17 protein-coding genes and 1 pseudogene are annotated in these 24,065 nt (G+C 39.5%); 1 reads left to right on the top strand and 17 read right to left on the bottom strand.

The window, feature by feature from the left end; all coding sequences use genetic code 11:
* Window position 1 precedes the first annotated feature (1 nt).
* From PATL70BA_RS12870 to PATL70BA_RS12790, 17 genes are all read right to left on the bottom strand, one after another.
* Entirely contained in the window at window positions 2-1,216 is a 1,215-nt protein-coding gene (locus tag PATL70BA_RS12870; RefSeq protein ID WP_125138487.1) for a YgeY family selenium metabolism-linked hydrolase, read from the bottom strand.
* Complete coding sequence (locus PATL70BA_RS12865) at window positions 1,200-2,582, bottom strand: PLP-dependent cysteine synthase family protein (RefSeq protein WP_125137746.1); 1,383 nt, start codon at window positions 2,580-2,582, stop codon at window positions 1,200-1,202. The genes PATL70BA_RS12870 and PATL70BA_RS12865 overlap by 17 nt, the downstream gene beginning before the upstream one ends.
* The gene (locus PATL70BA_RS12860; protein WP_125137745.1) at window positions 2,575-3,831 is read right to left on the bottom strand and encodes a threonine synthase; all 1,257 of its coding nucleotides are present in this window, start codon (window positions 3,829-3,831) and stop codon (window positions 2,575-2,577) included. The genes PATL70BA_RS12865 and PATL70BA_RS12860 overlap by 8 nt, the downstream gene beginning before the upstream one ends.
* A 14-nt stretch (window positions 3,832-3,845) precedes the next feature.
* On the bottom strand, window positions 3,846-5,552 hold the full coding sequence (ade, locus tag PATL70BA_RS12855; protein WP_125137744.1) for an adenine deaminase: 1,707 nt from the start codon (window positions 5,550-5,552) through the stop codon (window positions 3,846-3,848).
* A 40-nt stretch (window positions 5,553-5,592) separates the two neighbouring features.
* Window positions 5,593-6,129 carry a helix-turn-helix domain-containing protein gene (locus tag PATL70BA_RS12850; RefSeq protein ID WP_125137743.1) on the bottom strand — a complete coding sequence of 179 codons (537 nt, stop codon included), beginning with the start codon at window positions 6,127-6,129 and terminating at the stop codon, window positions 5,593-5,595.
* Window positions 6,130-6,161: 32 nt separating this feature from the next.
* Complete coding sequence (locus tag PATL70BA_RS12845) at window positions 6,162-7,013, bottom strand: FAD binding domain-containing protein (protein ID WP_125137742.1); 852 nt, start codon at window positions 7,011-7,013, stop codon at window positions 6,162-6,164.
* Window positions 7,007-7,480 carry a (2Fe-2S)-binding protein gene (locus tag PATL70BA_RS12840; protein ID WP_125137741.1) on the bottom strand — a complete coding sequence of 158 codons (474 nt, stop codon included), beginning with the start codon at window positions 7,478-7,480 and terminating at the stop codon, window positions 7,007-7,009. The genes PATL70BA_RS12845 and PATL70BA_RS12840 overlap by 7 nt, the downstream gene beginning before the upstream one ends.
* Window positions 7,473-9,566 carry a xanthine dehydrogenase family protein molybdopterin-binding subunit gene (locus PATL70BA_RS12835; protein WP_125137740.1) on the bottom strand — a complete coding sequence of 698 codons (2,094 nt, stop codon included), beginning with the start codon at window positions 9,564-9,566 and terminating at the stop codon, window positions 7,473-7,475. Before PATL70BA_RS12835 ends, PATL70BA_RS12840 begins: the two co-directional genes overlap by 8 nt.
* Window positions 9,567-9,585: 19 nt before the next feature.
* Window positions 9,586-10,665 (bottom strand): 4Fe-4S binding protein, encoded by a 1,080-nt coding sequence (locus PATL70BA_RS12830; RefSeq protein ID WP_125137739.1) that lies wholly within the window; start codon window positions 10,663-10,665, stop codon window positions 9,586-9,588.
* 56 nt (window positions 10,666-10,721) lie between these two features.
* On the bottom strand, window positions 10,722-12,008 hold the full coding sequence (locus PATL70BA_RS12825; protein WP_125137738.1) for an amidohydrolase family protein: 1,287 nt from the start codon (window positions 12,006-12,008) through the stop codon (window positions 10,722-10,724).
* 12 nt (window positions 12,009-12,020) lie between these two features.
* A complete protein-coding gene (locus PATL70BA_RS12820) occupies window positions 12,021-13,319 on the bottom strand; it encodes a dihydroorotase (protein WP_125137737.1) in 1,299 nt (432 codons plus the stop codon).
* Window positions 13,320-13,337: 18 nt separating this feature from the next.
* Window positions 13,338-14,165, bottom strand: coding sequence for an XdhC family protein (locus PATL70BA_RS12815; RefSeq protein WP_125137736.1), 828 nt, complete (start codon window positions 14,163-14,165; stop codon window positions 13,338-13,340).
* Between the two features lie 30 nt (window positions 14,166-14,195).
* Window positions 14,196-16,508 carry a xanthine dehydrogenase family protein molybdopterin-binding subunit gene (locus PATL70BA_RS12810; protein ID WP_125137735.1) on the bottom strand — a complete coding sequence of 771 codons (2,313 nt, stop codon included), beginning with the start codon at window positions 16,506-16,508 and terminating at the stop codon, window positions 14,196-14,198.
* Window positions 16,505-16,960, bottom strand: a complete 456-nt coding sequence (locus tag PATL70BA_RS12805) for a (2Fe-2S)-binding protein (RefSeq protein WP_125137734.1) — start codon at window positions 16,958-16,960, stop codon at window positions 16,505-16,507. Before PATL70BA_RS12805 ends, PATL70BA_RS12810 begins: the two co-directional genes overlap by 4 nt.
* Window positions 16,944-17,753, bottom strand: coding sequence for an FAD binding domain-containing protein (locus PATL70BA_RS12800; protein WP_125137733.1), 810 nt, complete (start codon window positions 17,751-17,753; stop codon window positions 16,944-16,946). The genes PATL70BA_RS12805 and PATL70BA_RS12800 overlap by 17 nt, the downstream gene beginning before the upstream one ends.
* Complete coding sequence (locus PATL70BA_RS12795) at window positions 17,737-18,321, bottom strand: nucleotidyltransferase family protein (protein ID WP_125137732.1); 585 nt, start codon at window positions 18,319-18,321, stop codon at window positions 17,737-17,739. The genes PATL70BA_RS12800 and PATL70BA_RS12795 overlap by 17 nt, the downstream gene beginning before the upstream one ends.
* Window positions 18,322-18,681: 360 nt before the next feature.
* Entirely contained in the window at window positions 18,682-22,122 is a 3,441-nt protein-coding gene (locus PATL70BA_RS12790; RefSeq protein WP_125137731.1) for a 5'-nucleotidase C-terminal domain-containing protein, read from the bottom strand.
* A 373-nt stretch (window positions 22,123-22,495) separates the two neighbouring features.
* On the opposite strand from PATL70BA_RS12790, the pseudogene PATL70BA_RS12785 reads away from it, so the two are divergent.
* A pseudogene (locus PATL70BA_RS12785) lies at window positions 22,496-23,666 on the top strand (ISL3 family transposase).
* Window positions 23,667-24,065 lie beyond the last annotated feature (399 nt).

Genomic DNA, 24,065 nt, shown 5'->3' with positions numbered 1-24,065 from the left:
ATTATAAACCTCTCTTTCTTTTTATATAGGCTTTTGGAATAGACGCATACATAGCTGCTGCATACACCAATTCATCTTTCCATGTTTTTTCATTAGGGGCATGAGCTTGGTCCTCATGACCGGGTCCGAAACCGATGCATGGAATCTCATATCGACCCATGATGGAGACACCATTGGTTGAAAACGTCCATTTATCGACTAATGGTTCTTTATCAAATAGACCTTTATAGGCATCAACAAGTGTTTGAGTGGCTTCATGGTCTTCTGGTAATACCCAAGTAGGAAAATATGCATCTGTTGGATAAACCAGACCTGTATAGGAAGGACGCTCATAAGTATACATAGACACTTTGGCACCTGCTGCCTTTACTGAAGGTAGATTGCGAATCTCTTCTAAGGCGGATTCATAGGTTTCCCCGTGGGTTAACCGTCGGTCAACGGATATGGCACAACCATCGGCCACGGCACATCTTGACGGTGAGCTAAAGAAAATCTCAGATACAGTTAAGCTGCCTTTTCCTAAAAACGCATTGTCTAACAAGTTTTCATGAAGCACTTTAAGTTCAGTGATGATGGGTGCCATCTTATATATGGCGTTGTCCCCGCGCTCTGGTGCTGATCCATGACAACTAACACCCATGGTCTCTACTTTAATCTCCATACGACCACGGTGTCCTCGATAAATATTTAAGGAGGTGGGTTCTGTGATGACAACAAATTCCGGACGAATCTTAGATTCTTCTATGATATACTGCCAACATAGTCCATCACAGTCTTCTTCTTGTACCGTTCCTGTCACGAGTAGCGTATAATCATCCGCTAAATCCAGATCCTTAATAATTTTACCGGCATACACCATAGAAGCCATACCGCCTTCTTGATCACTTGCACCTCGACCAATGATAATCTCATGGTCTTCATAACCTTCATAAGGATCATAATCCCAGTTGGCAAGCTCACCGATGCCCACTGTATCGATGTGGGCATCCATAGCAATCAAAGTGGATCCATGGCCGATGTAGCCTAGAATATTTCCCATAGGGTCAATATCGATGCGATCAAATCCTACTTTTTCCATTTCTTCCTTTATTCTTTGCACAACTAATTTTTCATCACAGCTTTCACTGGATATGCGAATCATATCTCTAAGAAAGGTAGATATGTCATTCCTATAGGTTTTGGCGCTTTCTAGTATCGTATTAAAGGGTATTGTCATTATCATCATCCTCATCTCTTAGTACTTTGATTTTTGCATTGTAGGCTTGTACTTTTGCATATTCCGAATCCCAGAATTCTTGTACTTTCATGGCATCCAAATACTCTTTTTTATAACCAAAGGGCAACCAGTCTTTTTCTTTTTGATTAAAAAGTTGCTCTTTTTTATCATGACTTCTAAAGTCTGTTATTTTACTTGTATCAGCTTCGTCAAAGACATCTTTTTTCCATCTTCGTAATACATTGTCTGAAGTCTCCAGAGAACGCCTTTCAAGATCAAGAATAACGGAGTCATACCGGTCAAAACCATCTGTTGCTATGGTCACCACGTTATCCTCCGGTCCAAGATTTAGATACTTGGCCATTTTTATAGCACCTAGTATATTACAGATACCTGATACACCAAAGAGATCTTTTAGGCATACAGCAAAATCTTTATCCACACCTGCTTCAGCGAGAATATGTGCCCCATCATGTATGACCTTCAAACCTTTGACACAATCATCATCTTCTATCATGACCACAAAATCCGTATTGAGAACATTATGAATTAAGGTACACATTTTGTCGCCTATACCTTCGATTCTATGTTGGCCACGGCCGCCATCTGTTAAAGTTGAACACTCATAAGGCTCAAGTGCCACGATTTTCGCATCGGGATAAACCTGTTTAATATGATCGCCGGCTGCTATGGTACCGGATGAACCAAGGGCAGATGTAAAGGCAGCTATACGACCGTTCCCAATACCTTTGACCGCTTCAACAGCGCTATGTCCGGTAACATGTCTATGAAATCTATAGTTTGGAAATAACTCAAACTGAGCTAAAGCTTTATTCTTTGGCTCTTTCATTAATTGGTAGGTACGTTCTAGGGTCAATATAACATCCGACTCGGTTCCAGGTGTTAAATCTAGCTGAGCCCCATATCTTTTGATTCTCTCATACCGTTCCTTACTCATATTATCCGGCATGATGACAATAGCCTCATAGCCCATCAGATTACATATGTAAGACACACCAATACCAAAGTTACCGGTGGATGGCCCCAAAATCGTATGTTCTCCCGGTATGATTTCTTTATCCACGCAGCCTTCTATAAGTGTTGCATAGGCCGGCCCTACCTTATGAGAACCGGATGGGAAGTACTTACCTAGCATAACAACAATATTAGCGTCCACGCCGGTTATAGCTTTTGGCAGTACCACCTTGCGAATCTCATTGTCAGGACCTCGCCATGTAATATTAAAAAGATTTAAAGGATCAAGTTCTTCGTCTTTGGCCAAAATCACTTTCTCCATAATGTTTTCTGAGATTTTGGATGGATCCAACATCTCGTCATAGGTTGGTCCGTATGGTATTTTACCCATTTGTTATGCCCTCCGCTTCGTTCATTATTTTTATAAAACTCTGGATGTCCGGCTTTAGTCGCATCGGTTCCCCTACTGCTTCCATGCCATGTTCAACATCTTTAAGTCCGTTACCCGTTACAATAACTGTCACTTTATCTTTTTTATGAATGATACCTTCCTCCAGTGCTTTTTTTAGACCTGCGACACCTGCAACACCTGCCGGCTCACCAAAAATACCCTCTGTTTTTCCAAGTAGAGCTATTGACGCTAATATCTCTTGGTCTGTTACGGTTACATAAGTACCTCCAGAAGCTGCAACAGCTTGAATACCTTTGACTGGATTTCTGGGTATGCCAACTGCAATGCTGTCAGCTAAGGTATTTTCCTCTGTGGCTTCTAGTGCTTTGTTGTCTTTAAATGCATGATAAAAGGGTGCGCAACCTTCCGCTTGAACCCCAAGTAGTCTTGGCATTTTTTCTATTAAGCCAATGGACAGGAGGTCATAAAAGCCTTTATAGACCCCTGCTATCGTACATCCGTCTCCAACAGATACCACCACCCAGTCCGGTACATCAAAAGACAACTGTTCTGCTATTTCTAGTGCCACTGTCTTTTTACCTTCAACAAGATAGGGATTAATGGCTGCATTCCTATTGTACCAACCATAATGTTCAATGGCCGCTTTGGACAATTCAAAAGTGCTTCTATAATCACCGTCAACTGAAACTACCTTAGCACCATACACCAGAAGTTGGGTTAATTTGCCTTTAGGTGCCCGCTTGGGAACAAAAATAACAGTTTTTAGGCCCATATGAGCAGCATTACCCGCTAAAGATGAAGCTGCATTCCCTGTCGAGCTACAAGCTATGGTGTCCTTGCCTTCTTCCATGGCTCTAACAACAGCAATCACAGAGGCGCGGTCTTTTAATGAGGCCGTCGGATTGACGCCATCATCTTTGATGTGTAAGGTATCTATGCCTATATGATGCGCCAGATTTTGACTAGGGTAAAGGGGTGTTCCCCCTACTTTAAGGGTCTTTATTAAATGGGTGGACTCAACAGGTAACAAAGGTGCATAACGCCAGATGGATCTTTCTTCATTCTCCCTAAGAGCATCTCTTGTTAAGACCTTTGCTATACTTTTATAATCATAGTTCACATCCAAGATGCCCAGATCACCACATATAGGACAAGTGGTCATAGGTCCTTGGTCCTTAGTATATTCTTTTTCACATAAAGTGCAGGTATAACCTGATACATAGGACATTTATGGTCCTCCTTCTATACATCTATTTCCACAAAGGCAAATTGAGTAACATCAAATAGACCTTGATCGGTGAGTTTTAATTCCGGTATAACCGGAAGTGCCAAAAATGCCAGCGTTAAAAATGGTTCGATTTTTGTGCTAACACCACTATCAAGGGCCAAACGGTCCATTTTCTTAATCTTGGCTATGACTTCTTCAAGAGGTGCATTGGTCATAAGGCCACCGACTTCGAGTCTTAGTGTCTCAATGACCACGCCATCTCTACAGATGGTCATACCGCCATCACATCTCTTAAGTTCTTCTATAGCAAGTTTCATATCTGTATCATTATCACCTATAACAATGACATTGTGAGAATCATGGGCGATGGTGAGGGCTACTGCACCATGCTTTAGACCATAACCTTCTACAAGACCAATACCAACGTTGCCTGTATTTTGATGTCGTTCTATAACAGCTAACTTCAAAAGATCTAGCTTAGGATTATGTACGAAAACATCATCTTTTGTATCTACTTTTCTAATCACTAGGTCTGTAATAATACTTCTTTCTCTTAAACCTATGACTCTGGCAATACCTGTTGGTATTTTAAGGTCCAGATTAATGGACTTAATATCTTCTAGTTTAACTGTGTTTAATACACTTTCATCTTCAATCTGAGGTGCTTCAAAAAGCGGTTGGTGATCCGATGCTACCAATATGCCTTTTTTATATACTTGACTGACACTGACGTGTTCCAGATTGTCTAAGATTAACAAGTCCGCTTCGTAGCCTGGCGCTATGGCACCTTTTCCTTTTAAGCTGTAGCATTCTGCAACATTTAAAGTGGCCATTTGAATCGCCGTGATGGGACTAAGACCCAGTTCAATGGCCCGTCTTACATTATGGTCAATATGACCTTCGTTCATAATATCAATGGGTTGTTTGTCATCTGTACAAAACATAAGTCTACGGCTGTTATTTGGGGTTACACCCTTTAATAAGGCATCAAGATTCCTAGTTGCAGAACCTTCTCTTAAGTGGACATACATCCCTTTCCCGACTTTTTCCAGCATTTCATCTTTGGTTGTACATTCATGATCCGTCTTTACCCCAGCAGAGATGTAAGCGTTAAGAGCCTTACCTGTTACTTCAGGTGCATGACCATCGATTAATCGGTCTGACATCATATCTATTTTTTCATGGACCATTGCATTACCGGCAATTACACCGGGATAATTCATCATCTCACCAAGACCAATGACCCTAGGGTGATCTTTCAGCTTCTTAAGATCCTTAGCTAAAAGAATGGCACCTGCCACTTCAAATTCTGTTGAGGGTACACAAGACGGTAACATGATATAAATATCAAGAGGTACTTTTTCGCTGGCTTTTAACATATATTCAATGCCGTTTAAGCCGCATACATTTGCTATCTCATGTGGATCTGCTATGATGCTGGTGGTACCTTTGGGCATAACCAACCTTGAAAATTGTGATGGGGTCAGCATAGAAGATTCAATATGGACATGGCCATCAATGAAACCCGGACATACATACTTATTTTTTAAATCAATCTCTCTATGTCCTTCATATTCTCCAACACCCACAATTCGACCTTTTTCTATCGCGATATCGCCGCCTTCAATCTGTCCATTAAGTACATTAACGACCTGACAGTTTTTCAGTACCAACTCCGCCTTTTGGTCGCCTCTTGCTATAATCATCTCTTTAATCGGCATGTCATTCCTCCTTACCTGATCGTTATATCCTCTTAAGACTCTAGAATCTTGGCGGGGTTATTGTAGACAAAAAACGCAATAACTGCTTGCCTGGATTTACAATCTGATGGGGTATATTAGCGTAGTAGTATATGGTGTCACCTTCTGATAAGTTATAGCTTGTATTACCAATGCGTATTTGCATTTCTCCTTCTAAAACAAAAATCACTTCTTCACCTGCATGGGCCATAGGTTCATCACAGGTGACACCACCAGGTTCAAGTTTGCCAAGAAAAGTCTCCATTTGACGGTTTAGATCCGGTGACAATAACTCATAAGAAACTTTTGAACCGGGAAATTGGATGGGTTGTCGTTCATTTTTTCTTACCACCGGATTTTCATGCATTTCTTCAATAAAAAAATGAAATACAGCTACTTCCAAAGCTTCTGCTATCTTTCTTAAAGAAGTTATGGAGGGCTCTGCAAGATCTCTCTCTATCTGACTAATAAATCCGGAGGTTAAACCGGATGCCACTGCAAGATCTTTTAAGCTCATGGCCTTTTCAATACGTTTTAATCTTATCTTTTCGCCTAACATAGTCCTACCTCCTCAAATAGATTTTCGTTGTTCTATGCATGATGTTTTATATGCTTGATAAAATCCGTGAGTAGGTTAATGGTACATGTTTTACGATAGGATGCCGAAGACCTTTGGTCATCAATAGGTTTAATAATCGGTTCATACCATTTACCGATATCTTCAGTATGATCATCCAACCATGTTAATGATTTGCCTATGAGTTTAGATTCTATTGCCTTATCTCTAATTACCGTTGGCCCAACAGCACCAAAAGCTGCTCTAAAATCTTGAATGATGCCTTTTTTTATATCCATAATCATACATACAGATAACTTTGAGATGGCATCCGCTTTACGTCCGCCAACTTTCCTATAGACACTATGGTTAAACTTATGACCGGATAAGATGATTTCCTTAATCATTTCATTGTGACTCATAATGGTCTTACCGGGACCAGTTATAAAAGAATGAATAGGCACATGTCTAATGCCTTCAACAGATTCCAATACCACCACACTATCAAGAACATAAAGTACTGGTAAAGTGTCCCCGGCCGGTGATGCATTTACCACATTGCCGGCTAAGGTCGCACTATGTCTTATAGCCGGTGAAGCCATGATTTTGATGGCTTCTGATAATAATGTTGGCGTGTGAAAATGATCCATGATATCCTCTAGAGTTACACCGGCACCGATATGGATGTTGCTGCCTTGACGATCGATATAATTTAGCTCTTCTAATTGTCCAACGAATAATACATCCTTGTCAAAGTTTGTGGGCAAATCACTCCACGCTCTTTTTCTGACCATAAGATCAGTACCACCTGCTACAATCGTCGGTTTATAAGTATTTAATAATTCGAGGGCTTCTTCATATGATGTTGGATAATGGGTATTTACCACAAAGATCCCTCCTTTTCAACTAAGGACAAAATAGCTTTGACAATCATATTATAGCCCGTGCAACGACATAAATTACCGGACAGACCTTCTCTAATCTCAGCCTCAGTTGGATTAGGATTAGCATGAAGTAAGGATTCTGTTGCTATAACCATACCTGGCGTACATATGCCGCATTGAACGGCACCATGGGTTTCAAATGCCTTCCTAATCGCCTGACCTCTTTGAGTCTTGGCAAATGCATCGATGGTCACTACTGATTTCCCGTGAACATTGCCAAGGGGTGTTATACAAGCATTCATAATCTTATGATCTATCAATACCGCACATCCACCACATTCTCCTTCGCCACAGCCTTCTTTAGGTCCGGTTAAACCAAAGCTTGTTCTAATAACATCCAATAGTCTTTTGGTCGGATCTTCTTTTGTGATGACTGTTTCTCCGTTTAATTCAAATTTTACCTCAACCATTTTTCATCAACTCCATAATGTATTCCGGTACCACAGGTATCCTAGTTACATGCTTACCAATTGCGTTTTCTATGGCCAGCGCAACTGCAGGAGCACCGCCAATCAAAGTGAGCTCACCTGCGCCTTTTGCACCGTAAGGGCCAAGGGCATAAGGGTTGTCCATCAGTTCCGTATCCATAAATACCGTGTCTTTGGCCGTGGGTATGATATAGTCTGTTACAGTCTTTTGTTGTACCCGTCCGTCTTTATTCTTCATGACTTCTAGCATGCCGTAGCTAATCCCTTGTAGTAAACCGCCATCTGCCTGGCCCAAAATAACCTGTTCATCAATGGCTTTACCCACATCATAAACCGACCAAACACCAAGTAAAGTTACCTCGAAGGTAACAGGATCCACTTCGACTTCCACAACATTAATACCCCAAGAATAAGCCGGGTATGCATCACCTTGCAAGGTCTCATCATCCCACCTTATGTGTTCCGGTTGTTTATATCGTTCTTCAACTATGACTTCTTCTTGATCTTTCCATTTTTGACTAAGCTGGTCTGCAGCTTTTGCCAATAACCCTCCTACAATCATCATTGTACGGGAGGCAACTGTTGGGCCTGAGTCAGGCACTTTATCCGTATCCGGATTCTCAAAGATGACTTGCTCCATGGGTATATTCAACTTATGTGCGACTAACTTTCTAAAGGTCGTTTTAACACCTTGCCCCATATCTGTACTGGCAACTAAGATGTGAACCCTGTTTAGCGCATCTTTTTTTAACCGTACAATGGCTTTGATATGAACTTGCTCTCCACTACCGGTAAAACCACATCCGTGTAAAAACCAACTCATGCCAATACCTTTATTCATTTTTTCATGACTGTACTTTTTTATTTTGGCTTCATAGTCGGACATCAACATAGCCTTTTCAATCATTTTTTCCATAATAATAGGTTCAATAAAATGACCACTGGTAGATGTTACATCACCTGTTTTTGCCAAGTATTTCATTCTTAATTTGTAGGCATCTTCTTTAAGCTCTTTTGCAATATGATGGATCATCAATTCTACGGCAAAAATCATTTGTGGTGCGCCAAAGCCTCTAAAAGCACCTGTTGGCACCGTGTTGGTTATATATACATCGCCTGTAATACTTAGGTGATCTATGGTATAAGCACCGGTAGCCGCAATCATCGCTCTTAAAAGTACAACGCCGGAAAGGCCTATATAAGCACCACCATCTAAACCAACATGGGTTCGAAGTCCCATAATCTTATGGTCTTTAGAAATGGCCGCTTCAATCTTAATCTTTGCAGGGTGACGTTTGGTTGTATAGGCCATATCTTCTTCTCTGCCATAAATGAGCTTAATAGGCTTTTTCATCTTCTTGGCTGCTACGACAGCTTGACAGGCGATTAAAGACGGAAACTCTTCTTTCCCACCAAAAGCGCCACCTGTTGTCGCTTGTTCCACCCTTACTTCGTCTTCTTTACAATCTAATACATTCATGAGCGCGTTCTTAACATAATAAGGACATTGAATAGAACCAATCAGAGAAATCTTGTCCGGTGCATACAAAGCAATGACACCTTGTGGCTCTATGTAAACATGCTCTTGATAGCCGGTCTCATAGGTGTGCTCAATAATCTTATAAGCCTTGTCAAAAACAGCTTCACCTTGACCTTTGATATAACTTTTATGAATCTTACTGTCTACATAATCATAAACCGGTTCCTCCGATTCATATTGAATGCTAATCTGATCCATCAAGCTTAGTATCGTGGCTTTATCTTCACCAACCACTAATAAAATAGGTTCACCATAATAGTTGACTGTTTCTTCAACAAAAACAGGCATATCTTCAAAAATAATTTTCACAAAATTTTGACCGCTTATGTCTTGATAATCAACAATAGCATATCCCTCGGGCATGTCCGGATATTCTCTTGAAACAATGCGGCCCTTTGGGATAGTAGCTCTTAGGGTTTTAGCGTAGAGGCACCCTTCCGGTTTTATATCGTCAATATACTTGGCTGTACCTGTTATTTTTTCAAAATTGTCCACCTTATTAATGGACTTGCTAATGTCTAACACCATACCACCTCCAGTGATATTCTTAGTTGCTTTCTACGTATATAGCTTTTACCGGGCATTTACTGATACATAAATGACAACCGAAACATTTTTCCTGATCAAAAAGAATCTGGTTCTCAAAACGGATTGCAAAATACGGACAAATCTTAACACACAGCATACACTGGGTACAAAGCTGCGTATCCACGCTTGGTACGACCGGTTCATAGCTTATTGTCTTGGTAAGTCCTGCCCTAGTGACGTCTTCAATAGAGGAAAAACCATGTTTTTCAAGGGCTTCGGGTAGATCTTTTATAATCTTACTGTATAGGTCTTTGCCTCTTAAAAGTGCTGCTGACAGCATCTGAACACCACTGGCACCTGCTAATAGGAATTCTATAACATCTTCCGCACTAGAAACCCCGCCAACACCAATAACGGTAAAATCCGGCATGGCTTGCTTAATCTTATAGACTGTTGCTAAAGCCAGGTTCTTAATAGCCGGACCGGACGTCCAAACAAAACCACTTTCACCACCATAAATAATTTCTCTAGATGCTAAATCTATCTTCATCGTGGGGCCAAGTGAATTGATTGCGGCGATACCACTGGCACCAGCTTCTCTAACGGCTCTAGCAAAAGCGACCGGATCATCCATATGTGGGCTAACTTTCATGTATATGGGTTTTGTCGTATGCGCTCTTATGGTACGTACTGTTTCCCTAATCACCGATAAATCCTTGCCAACGTAGTGGGTAGATATCTCAAATGCATCTGCGTAAGGGTCCAGTAATGGTATCAAAAGTGCCATATCCTCTTTGGTATAGCCTGCAGATATAATTAAAGGTGCATCTTCTTTACGATAATTCGGCAATATATCTTCAAGCCACACTTCTTTGCTATGCTCTGACCAAAGTTCAGAATTCATTACAAAGTACCGATCTCCATAAATACAGGGTCTTGGTACAACGGCTGCTTTTGATGATATGGTTTTGGTAACAACTGCACCTACACCTTCATCTCGTATAAAGTTCAACTTTTCTAGATCTCCTACCAAAGGACCTGACGCGGGCATTAACGGGTTTTTTAATGTTAAGCCGTCAAAACTTATATCTAATCTCATTGTATTACCCCCTTTTAATTTATGCTTTTAATGATGTCTTTTGATTTTTACGTCTCTTATATTCTATCCCACAACTGGCGAGCTGACTTTGATGCTTCTCTATAGGTGTCCATAAGATTCTCCTTAACCTTATAATGGTTTAAAATCATCTTTCCGCCACACCAAACATAGCTTGGATTAAAATTGTTTGCCAGACCAAAACATAGATGACCAAAAGCATTATTCTTATTCATTGGTGTAGGTGGTATATAGGGTATCATCAATAAATCCGCTTCATAACCTGGCTGAATCCGCCCAAGCTTACAGCCTAAAATGCTTGATGCATAAACGTATGTTTGATTGACCATTTCCAGGACTTGACCTAATCCAAATTTAACTGGTGTCAGATCTCTGTGATGCATGGTAAAATTCAAATTAAGCCATTCCGGCATTATACCGCTTCCAATACCGTCATTACCGATAATAACCGGTATGCCTGCTCTTTTAAATAGATTATAGTCCGGTAATCCTACACCATTGTTCATATTTGAAGTAACATTTAAAGCCACTGTACATTTATATTTTGCAATAAGTTCAGCCTCGTCCTCATCAATATAAAGACAATGAACCAAAAGACTCTTTTCTTTTAAAAGTTGATGGCGTTCCAGTCTATGGATTATGCGTTCTCCATATCTCTCCAAACTTAAGTCTTCATCCATATGGCTTTCAGCTATATGTATATGGATCGGTATGTCTTCTATGACTTTTGAAATCTTAGTAAGACTTTCCTCTGATAAGGACATAGCTGCATGAAGACCAAATAGACCGGCTGTTTTAGTCGTCTGATATTTCTTCGCAAAGCTTAGGTTTTCTTCAATACAAGCGTCTATATCAAACCGATCACTGCATTCAAAACAGAATATACCCCTTTGACCAACTTCATCACATATGGCTTTTTTCAAGGTTTCTAAAGAGCCTTTAATATCTAAGCCACTGGCATGATGGTCAATAATGGTGGTAATACCGTTTTTGACGCCCTCTACACCGCTAACGATACCTGAGTAATAAACATTGTCCAAATCTTGGCTGCCATCTAGCTTCCACCATAATTGGTCCAGTATTTCTTGAAAATTCTCAGGGTCAAAAGGCAATATCAAACCTCTAGCGAAAGTAGAATAAATATGATGATGACCATTAATCAAGCCCGGCATTACCAATTGATCCATACCCTCTATAACTTCATAGTCTTGATTCACAAAATCCGTCATTGGCCCAACCTCAATTATTTTATCCTCAAAAATAATATATTGATCCTCGGCGTATGTCTTAAAATCATAATAATTAACATGGGTCAGTGCAATCATGGTCATCCTCCTTTAACCGATAAAGTGGCCTACACTTCCGATGACGAGGGAATTGTTCTTAATAATGAACTGTCCTTTGCATAGTGTGGTTTCAATCTGACCATTTACTTCTAGATCTTTATAAACGGTATAACCTGCTTTTGAATGGTCCGTTTCTATTTTATGGGTCATATGAGGATTGTATATGGCAATGTCGGCATCCGTACCCACATCCAAACTCCCCTTTTTAGGGTAGAGTCCAAATATTTTAGCCGGCATGGTACTCATTTTTTCTATGGCCTTAATGCCATATCTGGTCGCCATTAAACTAAAACTGTGTTCAACACCACCAATACCTAAGGGCATCCCTAAAAGTTGTTTTTGCTTTTTTTGACGTTCTGTAAAAGGACAGTGATCCGTAGCAATTGTATGCAAATAATCAAAACCGTTAACGAGCTTTTCTCTGGAGGCTTCACTACGAAGTGGTGGTGCCATGGTATAAAGATGACCTTGGCTTCCTTCAAATCGCTCTTCATTAAACTCAAAATAGTGGGGACAACTTTCCAGATATAGGTTTTTCCCAAGTATATCGGGAAATTCTTTTATCAAAGCTTCCAATGTATTACCGCTACTGACATGAACCATATACAATTGACCATCGGTTTCTTTTGCTAAGGTCGCCAATTTTAAAGCTTCTTCTGTTTCAGCCATCTCCGGTCTACTTATGGTTAAATCCGCAGCTGTATAACTTGGCTCCATGGTTATGCTTTCATCTTTTTCTATATGGGCTAACACTATGAATGCTTCTTCACGAGAAAGTTTTAATAGCTCAACGATTTCCCCGTCATATGTGCGCCTACCGGAGTCTGAATAGGTGGTGAATAGTTTTATGCTGTTTAGTCCTAGGGTTTTCATCGTCTCTACAATGGGCTTGACTTGATTCACGGGATCTTTTACTGTGACATGAAATCTATAATCAATCATGGACTTGCTGGCCAGTTGATTTCTGTCATTAAAGGCTTTTTCCAATTCTTTTTCGGTGGATATGGGATCAAGAAAATCGATGACTGTGGTAATACCACCATAAGCCGCTGCTATTGATCCTGTGTAAAAATCATCAGCAGACGTATATTTGCCACAGTTCAGCTCAAAATGAACATGAGGGTCGATTAATCCCGGCATGACCCACCTATCAGTCGCATCATAAACCTCTCTAGCTTGATGCAACTCATCACTTATGGCAACAATATGATCCCCATTGATATAGAGATGTTGCTTTTTCAGACTTCCCTCTATATAAAGTTGTCCGTTTAATATTGCCAAATCATACATATTAATCTCCTTCTATACCTATTTTTCTTTACTTATATAGGCATCTCGCATATGTTTATTGCCCGTTTTGTTATAATATACGGCCAATATTTCTGCACTTATGGATATTGCAATCTCTGCCGGTGATCCTCCGCCGGTATCAATACCTATAGGTGCATAGTGGTTGGATAGATTAAGGCTTTCACCAAATTTATCATAGGTTTTTACTAAATAGTCCTTTAGCTTGTTCTTAGAACAAAGCATACCTACATACTTTAATTCTAATTGTTTCTCAATGATTTTGTGCATGACATCGTAGTCATACTTGTGTGAAGGTGTACATACGACCACATAGGCGTTTTTAGCTATCCCCTGTGTTTCAATAAAATCAACGAAATCATGATGATGCACTTCGTCACCACCTATAAATTGATCAACGACTTCTTTTCGATGATCAATGACGGTCACATAAAAGTTCATGGTCTTTAGAACATGGCAGAGTGCTTGACTGACATGACCTGCACCAAAAAGGTAGATATGAGCACCATGTCCAATATACTCGTAAAAAAGTGTCACAACACCACCACAGGTCATAGGTAATGTGGTGGCTTGACCAACAATCTCGCCTTCTTTTAAAAGGTATTTTTCCAAATGACTTTTTTGCGCTTTTAGTAAGTCTTTGCAGGTTTCTATGGCTTGATGTTCAAGAGCACCACCACCGACGGTACCCACACGTTTACCGGTGACACCGACTAACATTTTTTTACCAAGTTCAACCGGACCGTCACCTGTTTTTTCAACAACCGTCACGGTCATACAAGGCTCATTATTCTGCTTCATTTTTATGATTTCATCATATATATCCATGAATCTTATAATCCTTCCTTGATTCTTTCTCTATACTTCCTTACTCTGTATCGCCGCCCAAACTTTTTCAGATGTAATTGGGAGGCTATTAATTCTAACACCTATGGCATTGTATATGGCATTGGCAATGACAGCTGGTGGTGTGTCAATACCAATCTCTCCAACTGATTTGGCACCATAGGGTCCAGAAGCTTCATAACTATCCGCAAATTCGACACGTATATTCGTAACCTCCTTGCGGGTTGGTATTCGGTAATTCATCAGGTTATTGGTAATAAGACTACCGCTTTTATTGTAAATAACCTCTTCAAACATGGCCATGCCCAAACCTTGAAGTATGCCGCCTTCCACTTGGACTTTCGCTAAGCTTGGATTGATTGTCGTCCCACAATCTACCACAGCGACATAATCTAATACTTTAAATTCACCTGTTTCAAGGTCCACCTCGACCTCGGCAAATCCGGCCATAAAAGGTGGTGGTGATTTTGTACCAACATAAGAATGGGCCGCTACCAATTGTTTTTGGTCTTCATTATAAAAGAGTCGATTGGACAATGACTCCAATGTCATGGATGTATCGGTATCTTTTACTTTTAGGACTTCACCATCAAAGTGAATATCTTCAGGTCTTACACCAAGAGCCTTTGACCCTTCATCTATGATCATTTCAAACATCTTGTCTGCTGCTTTTTTAACTGCATTGCCGGATACATAGGTTGTGCTGGAGGCATAAGCACCCGTATCAAAAGGTGTTAAGTCTGTATCCGATGAATAAACAATGACTTTATCTACGGTAGTTTTTAGACTCTCTGCTGCAATCTGTGCCAAAATAGTATCACTACCTTGCCCAATATCTGTAGCGCCAATCATCAAGTTATAGAAACCTGTATCATTAAGCTTAATCATTGCCGAGCCCATATCAATATAAGGTATGCCGGATCCTTGCATAGCAAGACACATACCCACACTTCTTACTTTTGTTTTGGAGATGGCTTGTCTTGGATATTTGTCTTTCCACCCAATGAGTTCCATACCTCGGTCGACACAATAATCCAATTTACAGCTATCCATATTCATAGCTGTTCCCTCTGTACCTTCACCCATTTTTGCAAATACCGGTGAGGTCTCACCCTCTGCTATCATGTTCTTTTTCCTAAATTCAATAGGGTCAATACCTAGTTTTTCACAAAGCTGGTCAACCGTTGACTCCACTGCAAAATTGCCTTGTATGGCACCATAACCTCTAAAGGCGCCTCCAGGTGTGTGGTTGGTGTAAACGACTCTGCCACCGAAACGAACGGCTTCAACTTTATTGTATAAAGGTAATGTTTTTGCACCCGCGACCATAAAAACCGTAAGTGCGTGTTCACCATAGGCACCTGTATCGGAAAGTACCTTTACGTCAAGAGCTTTTAATTCTCCTTCTTTTGTTGCTCCAAGGGTGACATCAATACGCATCGGATGTCTTGAATAACTGGACTCAAAGACTTCTTTTCTAGTATAGACAAGTTTACAAGGTTTCTTGGTTTTCAGCGTCACCGCAGCGACAAAAAATTCACCATGTAGACACTGCTTACCACCAAAACCGCCTCCGATTCTAGGTTTGATGACCCTTATTTTACTCATCGGAATTTCAAGGGCTTGTGAGACAATCCTTCTAGCATGAAAAGGTGTTTGTGTGGATGAGTAGATCACCAAACGGTCTTGAAAATCCAACCTTGCATTAGCCGTATGCGGTTCCATCATAACATGGGCTTGGGCTTGGGTATAATGAGAAGTTGAAACTGTAACATCACACCTACCCATAACCGCTTCAACTGAACCTATTTCCATATGGTAAGCTGCTGCCACATTCTTCTCCGGTTCAAATCCAATAGGAAACATTTCATGAATTTCCGGCTCAAGATGTATAACACTTTCATTTTCAAAGGCTTTCTCAAAATCCAACACAGGTTCAAGAATCTCATAGTCAACCTGAATCAATTCAAGAGCTTTATTTGCAATGGCTTCTGTTTCAGCTGCTACAATAGCCACATCATCACCTACATAGCGCACAACTGAATCCAACACAAACTTGTCGTGGGGTGAAGGCTCTGGATACCCTTGTCCTGCACGTGTAACCGGTATTCTTTTAAAATCCTTATATGTTAAAACACATTCTACCCCTTCTAGGGACATAGCTTTTTTGATATCAATATTGAGTATCTTCGCGTGAGGATGAGGACTCCTTAAGATCTTAACCGTTAAAGCATTGGGATCGGCCAAATCATTGGTATAAGCAGGACGTCCAAGCATGAGGCCTTTTCCGTCTATAGATCCGGTATTATGATTGACACATTTCATGATTTTCTCACCTCCATGTATGCTTTGATGGCCCGATGCTGGGACACATAACCTGAACAACGACATAAATTGCCGACTAAATAGTTGCGTATATCTTCATCTGTAGGGTCTGTCAATTCTTTTTTCATCGCATGGACAGTTAAAGCCAATCCCGGATTACAAAAACCACATTGATCTGCACCTTCTTTACCGAAGAGCTCGGCTAAATGTGTTGCCTCTTCTTCTATGGTCTCAACAGTGGTCACAGCATGGCCATTGGCCTTTACAGACAAATAGCTGCAAGAAGCGATAGGCTTACCATCCAAAAGTACAGTACATACGCCACATGAAGAAGTATCACAACCCTTTTTCACACTATAATAATGATGCTTTCTTAGTGTATCTACCAAATATTCATCCGGTTCCACCTCAAATGTCCTGATTTTACCATTCACTTTAATTTGTGTTTTCATAAGCCACCTCCTTAATACCTCTTTCTACCATAACTTTACACAGTTGGGTTCTATAGGCTTTAGAGGCTCTGGCATTGCCTCCGAATTTTATTTCTTCTACCGCAATCCTAGCCGCTTCTTTAATTATTTCTTCTGTTAAAGTCTTACTATCATTTAAATAAGTCATGCTCTTAATTGCAAAAGTGGCTACAGAAGGTCTTGCGCCAACAGCTACTCTGAAATGACTACCAATCTTTACAACACTTACATTCAATATGGGAAAATCATTGGCTGTTTTTTTAACCGTAGAATAGTTTGCCTTACCATATTCTTTTTTTATAATGATTTGAAGCAATATGTCTTTTTCTTTTGGTGCTTCCTTTAAATAAGATTCTAAAGAGACCTGACCTTTCTTGTAAAAAACAAGATTGGCTTTAAGGGCAAGAAGGGGTGTTAACAAATCTGAAAAACCATATCTACCGGCAACCGTTCCCCCAATAGTAGCAATATTACGTATAGGCACGCCCATAATATGAGAGATCGCTTCCTGCAATACACCGCCCATAAAAGTTCCAAGACTGCTGTGTGTCTCAATCTGTCTTAATGTCACCATGCTACCAATGGTATAATATTCTTCTGATTCGTTAATGGAATCCAACTTGAGTCCAGACAAATCAATACCTTGCGACAATGTTTTTGGTAACAACTTCAGCCATGCGCCTCCTGCGATAATGGCAGCATCATCTTTTTGTAGCAATTGATACGCTTCTTCCAGATTAGTAGGCATTGTATATGCTTTAATCTTCAAATCCATAACCCCCTTCTATTATCTGTGCTTTTATATTTTCGTAATCGTCGATGGTATCTATATCCATAAGTATACCTTCATCCTCAACAGGTAAGTAGGTCACTTGATATCGATCTCTAAATTTCTTCAAATTAGACAGTGGAGATTCCAAAAGCAGTGGATGAATCAAATGTCGCCTAATAAGTATGGGATGGCCTTTTCTTCCTTTGTAAGTGGGTACAACGATCTCACCTTCTGTATCAATAATTGTTTTATACGTTGATTTATGAATCAATGGATAGTCACCGGGAATTAAAACAAAATCCTGAGTCATAAAGGCCACACCGGTTAAAACAGAACTGAACATACCCTCATTATAGTTTGGGTTATATACAACCTTAACACGCTCCATGTCCTTAAGCATCTCTACAACTTCATTGTAATAGTGACCACCCACAACAACAATATTGTTACAACATTGTTGTAATGTCATGACAACAACACGTAAAATGGGTTCCCCATTTATGGGCAACTCCAATTTATTCTTATAAGTCCTACTTGAAAAACCACCAGCCAATACTATTGCATCACACATAGGTTCCCTCCTAACTTATAGAAGTCTGTCTACTTTCCTTTGTAACAAAAAAGCCCCTTATAAAAGAACTTGTCTTATATAAAAGGCCTCATTACCTCTTTGATTGTTTTGCAGAATGTTTAGTCTCATTAAATATTCCTATTGTTATTATACACCTATTAAATTTTACTTGTCAAACTTTTTGTACTTTTCGCCCAAATTTTTAGTTAATACCAACAATGCAAGGACATAAATAGGTAACTGAAAGGGATTAAGCTAAATGAGAATAAAAAGAGAGCTGGTATGTAATATGCCCCCTGTCAAATAGACAGGGGGCATATCATTGCTAGGTTAAGCAAATCAGCTCTCTTTGTTTAAAATCTATGCAGCGATGTCAAACAGTTCATAGAAGAATGCTGAAGTCAACTCAGCGATATCTTTAATACGATCTGTAATAGCCCCTTTACCAGTACCACTCGCATTGATAAAGTCTATTAGCACTTCATCCATTGCTCCAAATTCAGCAACAACTTTTTTACCTGTAAACATCGTATACCCATCACCACCAGCTACCAAGTAATCATTTGTAGCAAGTGTATACGTAGCTGTAGTATCAACTTCTTCTCCAGCAATTTTCAAACTTGTTACGCGACTTCCAGCATCTTTAGATGAATCAAATTCAACCATCATACCTGCGATATGTGGGAACGCACCTTTTGCTTCCGGATAATCTGTAATACCATTTTCTATCGCAGCAACAAGATCTGCACCGGTAAGTTCAATAACTCTTACGGTATTGCCAAAAGGAAGAACTGTAAGTACCTCACCTTTCGTAATATCTCCAGCATTTATTGATGTTCTGATACCGCCACCATTTGTTAGAGCAACATCAGCACCACTTATATCAAGTAAAGATTCTGCGATAAGGTTACCAAGATTTGTTTCACCCGTTCTGACATCGTCTCTTTCACCTAAAAGAACTTCTGGCGTCGTTGCAACCACTTCATTTTCAATAACAGCATTTTCAGCTTTAATGGTTTCGATTAATGCTGCAACGGTTGGCTCACCCTCAATATTAAGGGACATTGCTTTTGTAAATAAACGAGCACCATTAGATATGACTGCACCGTCTTTCAATGCAAATTCAATAATACCGACATTTTTAGTTTTTTCACCTGCACTGGCGATCAATGTACCGTTTACAACATTACCATTTGGATAAGTCGAATGACTATGTCCATCAATGATAACATCGATGCCGGTAACATTGGTTGCAAGATTGCTACTTGTATAAACGCCGCCTTCGTCACCTAAGTGAACCAATGCCACAACAACATCCGCTTGAGCTCTAAGCGAAGGTACTAATGTAGCAGCAACAGCAGCCGGATCTTCAAAGGTTAATCCGACAGAATTGTCTGGATGGCTTAGGAATGTTGTGTCAGGCGTAATTAAACCAAAGATTGCAACTTTGATTCCGTTTACATCTTTAATAACATAAGGCGTCAAGAAATCTGTACCATCTGCTTTTTTAACATTAGCGGCAAGCACAGGGAAGTCAGCCATACTAACGTTTTTAAGCAATTGAGCTTGATCATAATCAAATTCATGATTTCCGGTAGTCATTGCATCATAACCTAATGCATTTAATACCTCTATTGCTTTTTCACCCTTTGACAATGTCACAAGATTGGCACCTTGAGTAGCGTCACCAGCATCGAGTACCAGTGTATTTGCACTCATACCTTTGTACATATCAAAGACAGTTTTGAGTTTTGCTGCACCCATGCCATCATACTGACCTTCAACGAAGAATCCATGCATATCGTTTGTGTGTAAAAGTGTCAATGATTGATATTCTGTAAACTTTCCATCTTTGATTAAGTCATATACATTAACGGACTTAACATTTGGTGTTCGTCCATCTTCACTGGTAGGAATCTCAATTGCACCTGATTTAACCATTTCCAAAGCTTCAGCTTTTAGTGGATGCTCAAATTCATTTCCAATTATTTTCCAGTTATTATCTAGGGAAGGTGTTGCTACGCCTGCTTTTTCATCAACGATATATTTGATAATCAAGTCACGAATACGTCCTGCATCTTGCATTTCACTATATGAATCATAGTACTTATCTGCTTCAGTAACCAACTCAAGACCTAGTAATGTACCAAATCTATAGTTGTTAACAGCTAACTTATAAGTTTTCGCATCATCAATAGCCACACCATTCATAAGGAGATTGGTGATTCTTGATCCTGAAGGTTGACTAATATCGATATCATAGGTAACGCCTGCAAACATATCATAATTATAACCACGAATGTTAGGATCAAAACTAACGGTTACATCACCCGGAACATAAGTGTTATAGTAGGAAGCTGACCATTCCATATACTTTTTAAGATTAGCACCTGTAATATTTACACCCATTAAAGTATTTGGGTATTTATAGATATAGGCGACATCTTTTTTCTTAAATTCTCCTGCAACAAGGTTCATATTGTTTGTGAATGTTGCCGCAGAACTCACATCTGCCTCGGTATAGAATAATTGTACTTCATTAATTAAATCAATTAATGCTGTATCTTCTACTTGTGAAGTTGGCATCGTTGTCACATTGGCTTCACCTGTAATATAATCTACATTCTCGATGTAATCAGCAGAAATAGAACCTACAACTGTATTCGCATCTGCTAATGATGCATCATGAACATATTTAAATTCTGCTAACATATCCGCATCCGCTTCAACCCCAGATGTTTCAATATTTGATGGGGTAATCGATGTCACTTCAAATTTATCCGCGGTTTTTGTTACAACGATATCTGCTTTAGATAAAGCCGCTCCATAAGCACCTGGTTCTATCATTGTAACGCCGTTTACTTTTAAGTCCGCAAGTTTTTCATGAGCATGACCCATGAATATGACATCAAATTCCGGAACAGCTTGGGCAACTGCTGATGCACCTTCATAACCATGTTCACCGTCTTTTCCTAAATGAAAAGCACCAACTAATATGTCATACTGGCCTGCAATAGCCGCAACAGTTTTCTTAGCAGATTCAACCGTTCCTTCAAAAGCTAAGCCTTCAAAATGTTGAGGCGCAGCTGCTTCCCAAGTGTCAATATGTGGTGGTAATAACCCAACAATGGCAACTCTAACGCCCTCTTTTTCAATGATTGTATAAGGCTTTACATAATAAGAGCCGTCTGTTTTATAGATGTTCGCTCCAAGTACTGATCCGTTAAAGGTATTAACGTTGTTGTCTAGGAATGATTTTTCAAAGTTGAACTCATGATTGCCAATCGTCCAAGTATCATAATCCATATAATTTAATGCCTTGATCATTGGATGTACAGGGTCTGCATTAAACAGCTCCGCACTGTTATCTTGTACAGTATCACCTAGATCCATCAAAATAACATTATCGCTTGCTGCTCTTTCAGCTTTAACTAATGTTTGGATTTTAGCGAGGCCTGCATCTGCATCGGCTGAATCAATTGCATATTCATATGGATAAATGCGTCCATGCAAGTCACTAGTTGCTAGAAGTGATATCTGAACTTCGTTTGATTTTACTTCTGCCACTTCTTCTTCACCGGCAGTTGGAATTTTTATTTGTTGTCCCACATAGATCAAATGTGGATTTGCCAGATTATTGTACTTTGCTAGGTCTTCCCAGTCCATATCGTATTGTCTAGCAATACGCCATAATACATCTCCCTCTTTAACAGTGTAAGTTGATTGCGCTGATACCCCTACTTGCATCACCATTGTTAGTAGCATAATGAATGTGAGTAAAAAACTTAATCTCTTTTTCAATGTTAATCCTCCTTTTTCCTTATAATATTTCTACATATATAAGTTTATCATATAACCAAATAACTAAGCACAGGACATTATATGTCTATGTTATGACATAACTGTTAACAAATGATGAACCCTTATATAATGAGGCTTCACAAAGAAAAAAAAGATGCTCTCTAGGACTAATTACTTATTGATTGTGCCCCTTGCGGACAAAAAAAATAGAAAGCAAGTGTAAGAAACACACCGCTTTCTATTTTGGTTCTATAATAAATGTTGGGGTGAGATATTCACCTCAACATTTATTTTTTTACAAAAAAAGTTGAGCATAAACTAAATCCCTTGTAAAATAAAGTCACCACAACCAAACAACAAGGAGGTAAAGCTTATGCTCAATAACCATTATATCGAAAAACTGTTAGGATTAAAAGACATAATCGTAACTAAAATCGAAAATGACCCTGATGCATTACACATCTATTGTGAATTACCCAGAAGAACTCATCATTGCCCCCATTGTCATCAAAAGACCGATAAAGTACATGATTACAGGTTTCAAGTGTTTAAAGATGCTCCTGCTTTTGGCCTCAATACTTTGTTTCATTATCGTAAGCGTCGTTATACTTGTAATCATTGTAATAAGCGGTTTTATGAGAAGAATACTTTTCTTCCTCGCTATTTTAGAATGTCTACGCGTTTAGTCCAGTATGTCATTGATAGAATGCGTTCTACACATTCCATGACCGATATTGCTAAACATTGTAATCTTTCTATAACCACTATTTTTAGACTCTTTAAATTTATCGACTATACCAATACCTCTTTACCCAGAGTGCTGTCTATTGATGAATTTAAGGGTAATGCGGGACGCAAATATCAAGGTATTCTTACTGATCCGGTTAATAAAAAGGTCTTAGATATTTTGCCTGGTCGCGAACATCATATCCTTTCTGACTACTTCAGACGCTTTAAGAACCGTGATAAAGTAGCTTATTTTGTTATGGATATGTGGCAGCCTTATCGCGATATTGCTGAAACCTATTTTAAGAATGCAACAATCGTCATAGACAAGTATCATTGGATTAGACAGATAACATGGGCCTTTGATCGGGTTAGAAAACAAGAGCAGAAAAATTTTACAAGACGAGAAGGAAATACTTCAAAAGAAGCCGACACCTACTATTAAAAGACGTCGATTTTTAACAGATGAGCAAGTCGACCAAGTAAGCGTCATGCTTGATACATCCTCAAGGCTTAGGACAGCTTATCTTCTTAAGGAAAAGTTCTATGACTTTGTAGATGCTCCAGATAAGGATACAGCATTAAAACGCCTTAAAGAATGGTACGTTTTTGTAGCAACACAGAATGAACCCGAGTTTATAACGTGTATGAATACCATCATAAACTGGCAAAAGTATATTCTTAACTCCTTTACTTGTCCTTATACGAATGGCTATACAGAAGGCGTTAACAATAAGATTAAGGTTCTTAAAAGAAATGCATATGGTATGCGTAATTTCAATAGGTTTAAAAATCGTATACTCCACATGATGAGTTAAAGGTACCAATAATACCATGTTAGTTAGCACCGACCATGAAGTTCCTGGAAGCAGTGTGTGTGACTAGGCTCATAAGAAAGTAACTTCATGCATCATGTCAGTCTTCAAGACATGATGCTAAGTGAAAACTTTCTTATGAAATTTGCAAGTCTGCATGGATGCAGACCGCCGACTTTTGGTGCAGGACGCACCAACCGGAGGCCGTAGTCATACACACTGTGGAAGGGTTTTCATGGGACCCACCATTAAAACCCCTTTCATTCTATCCCCAGCTTGTATTAGGGTTGTAAAAGAACATCTAACTTCATCTAAAAAGTCCCTAAGCTTTTTTTCACTTAGAGACTTGGTTGACTCATCAATATAGGGATTACCCCAAGATTTGACAAAGAGCCTCTATTT

It is taken from the genome of Petrocella atlantisensis (genome assembly GCF_900538275.1).
Lineage (GTDB): Bacteria > Bacillota > Clostridia > Lachnospirales > Vallitaleaceae > Petrocella > Petrocella atlantisensis.
This window is presented reverse-complemented; position numbering and strand designations above follow the sequence as displayed.

Excerpts from the sequence above, each read along its gene's own strand:
- PATL70BA_RS12835 (WP_125137740.1), bottom strand. The coding sequence starts at position 9,566 with ATGGTGTTAGACATTAGCAAGTCCATTAATAAGGTGGACAATTTTGAA.
- PATL70BA_RS12800 (WP_125137733.1), bottom strand. The coding sequence starts at position 17,753 with ATGGATTTGAAGATTAAAGCATATACAATGCCTACTAATCTGGAAGAA.
- ade (WP_125137744.1), bottom strand. The coding sequence starts at position 5,552 with ATGCCGATTAAAGAGATGATTATAGCAAGAGGCGACCAAAAGGCGGAG.
- PATL70BA_RS12840 (WP_125137741.1), bottom strand. The coding sequence starts at position 7,480 with ATGGTTGAGGTAAAATTTGAATTAAACGGAGAAACAGTCATCACAAAA.
- PATL70BA_RS12810 (WP_125137735.1), bottom strand. The coding sequence starts at position 16,508 with ATGAAATGTGTCAATCATAATACCGGATCTATAGACGGAAAAGGCCTC.
- PATL70BA_RS12815 (WP_125137736.1), bottom strand. The coding sequence starts at position 14,165 with ATGGATATATATGATGAAATCATAAAAATGAAGCAGAATAATGAGCCT.
- PATL70BA_RS12850 (WP_125137743.1), bottom strand. The coding sequence starts at position 6,129 with ATGTTAGGCGAAAAGATAAGATTAAAACGTATTGAAAAGGCCATGAGC.
- PATL70BA_RS12820 (WP_125137737.1), bottom strand. The coding sequence starts at position 13,319 with ATGTATGATTTGGCAATATTAAACGGACAACTTTATATAGAGGGAAGT.
- PATL70BA_RS12870 (WP_125138487.1), bottom strand. The coding sequence starts at position 1,216 with ATGACAATACCCTTTAATACGATACTAGAAAGCGCCAAAACCTATAGG.
- PATL70BA_RS12830 (WP_125137739.1), bottom strand. The coding sequence starts at position 10,665 with ATGAGATTAGATATAAGTTTTGACGGCTTAACATTAAAAAACCCGTTA.
- PATL70BA_RS12865 (WP_125137746.1), bottom strand. The coding sequence starts at position 2,582 with ATGGGTAAAATACCATACGGACCAACCTATGACGAGATGTTGGATCCA.
- PATL70BA_RS12795 (WP_125137732.1), bottom strand. The coding sequence starts at position 18,321 with ATGTGTGATGCAATAGTATTGGCTGGTGGTTTTTCAAGTAGGACTTAT.
- PATL70BA_RS12825 (WP_125137738.1), bottom strand. The coding sequence starts at position 12,008 with ATGATTGCACTGACCCATGTTAATTATTATGATTTTAAGACATACGCC.
- PATL70BA_RS12805 (WP_125137734.1), bottom strand. The coding sequence starts at position 16,960 with ATGAAAACACAAATTAAAGTGAATGGTAAAATCAGGACATTTGAGGTG.
- PATL70BA_RS12860 (WP_125137745.1), bottom strand. The coding sequence starts at position 3,831 with ATGTCCTATGTATCAGGTTATACCTGCACTTTATGTGAAAAAGAATAT.